Annotated in this window: 2 protein-coding genes; both read left to right on the plus strand. The window is 68.3% G+C overall.

The features are described 5' to 3' along the window. Window positions 1-741: HNH endonuclease family protein (locus AC5LUJ_RS23400; protein WP_493465789.1), on the plus strand; the 741-nt coding region annotated here is incomplete at its 5' end. A 690-nt stretch (window positions 742-1,431) separates the two neighbouring features. After that, the coding region (locus AC5LUJ_RS23405) for a PAS domain S-box protein (protein ID WP_493465790.1) at window positions 1,432-2,023 on the plus strand (592 nt) is incomplete at its 3' end.

Below are 2,023 nucleotides of genomic sequence, written 5' to 3' on the forward strand. Positions count from 1 at the left end.
GTTCCCGCCGACGGCCGGGCGCGGGTCCTGCCGACGGCTGTCGCGCTCTGCCTCAGCGTGTTTCTCGCCCTGACCGGCTGCGGGACGCTCGACGACACGGGATCCCCCACGGGCACCGGCGGGACGGCCGGGGCGGGCGGGCGCGGCCAGGTCGTCACCGTCGGGACCGCCGTTGCCACCCTCCAGTCGGTCCCGGTGCACCCGGCCACAACATCACCGCCATACCGGCGGGACGAGTTCGGCTCCGCCTGGTCGGACGTTGACAACAACGGCTGCGACACGCGCAACGACATCCTGCACCGCGACCTGACGCTGGTGACCGTGGGACGGAACTTGTGCATCGTGCTGACCGGCGAGCTGAGGGATCCGTACACCAACCGGATCGTCCGCTTCGACCGTTCACGGTCCGCGAGTGCCATCCAGATCGACCATGTGGTGGCGCTGGCGGACGCCTGGCGGACCGGGGCCGCCTTCTGGTCGCCGGACAAGCGGCTGGCGTTCGCCAACGACCCGGAGAACCTGCTCGCCGTCAACGGCCCGACGAACCAGGAGAAAAGCGACGACGACGCCGCGCGGTGGCTGCCCCCGAACCGGGGGTACCGCTGCCGGTACGTGGCCCGACAGATCGGAGTGAAGGCCCGCTACGGCCTGTGGATGGAGATGGCCGAGCGAGAAGCAATGATCAAAATTCTGAGCGGCTGCCCGGACCAGCCCGTACTCGGTGCCGCGCGGACCCGCTGACGGCCGCCCAGCGCCGTCAGCCCGCCAGCCGGCCAGCCCGCTGCCACCCACCAGAGCGCCGGTCAAGCAGCGCAGATCCCATCCACGACCACCCGCACAGGACATGATCCAGGCGAGTTTGTCGTTGTGTACGCTTTTTGTCCGCAAAAGCGTACACAACGACAAACTCGCGCCGATCTTCTCCGGTGGCTGGCGTCAATCGAAGCGTGCCACCGTGCGGGAGGATACTTATAGTTACCTGATCGGCGCCCTAGGCCCACCGGGTGGGTCTTCAGCCGTGCGAACCGGCGTCCGGACGACCAGGTAACACAAGCGCAACACAACCGAGCATGCCGAGCATGCGGTGGGCGTGACCCGGCTGGCAGCGATCGATTCCCGGCCGGAGGCGGCCGCCCCGGCTGGTCATGACCGTCCACGGCCGACCGGTGGAGCCATCGCGCCCGGTAGGCGGTCGCGCATCAGATAGATGATCACTATAACGACCCAGGCGATCACGTTCACGTCACACTCGTCACATCAGGCTACCAATCAAGTACAGTTAACTTTCCTGTTACCGGAAGGGTGTTCGGTCTTTCCCCCGGATACCGATCGGCTCGACCAGGCCGGCTCGACCAGGCCGAGGCCGTCGAGACCGACACGGGTGCGACAGGACACGGGTGAGACAGACACTGGTGAGTAGGTGAGGAACCGGTGGAACCGGAGGGGGACCGCCTCGATCTGTTCGACCGGCTGCAGATCGGGATAGCGCTTGTCGGTACGGCCGATCATCTGGTGCGGCGGGTGAACACGGCCGCATGCCGGATCCTCGGCCGTGGCGAGGCGGAGCTCCTCCGCACGACCTGGGACGCCCTGATCCACCCGGACGACCGGACGCGATGGCCGGACAACGCGTCACCCCACGCCCCCGGCCCTCCCGGCGGCCACCAGGACGTGACCCGGTTCGTCCGCCCGGACGGCTCGGTGGTCCACACCCTGGTCATCATCGCGCTCCTGCGGGAGCGCCCCGACCGGGAGCCCCACTATCTCGTCCAGTTCCAGGACATCACGCAGGAGGTAACCGTCCGTCACCAGCTGCGGCTGCTGCTGGAGAACGCGCCGGTGACGTTGTTCCTGCTGGACCGGATCGGACGCGTCGGGCTCGCCGAGGGCGGGGTGGACGTCGACCATCCCGGCGCCTCGCGGTCGTCGGCGTCCGAGGCCTTCGAGCCTCTCGGGGCCTTCGGCTCCTTCGGCACGTCCAACGGTTCCGACGCGTCCAAGGGCATGCCGTCCAAGGACATGC

Source organism: Protofrankia sp. CiP1_Cm_nod3 (assembly GCF_982290655.1).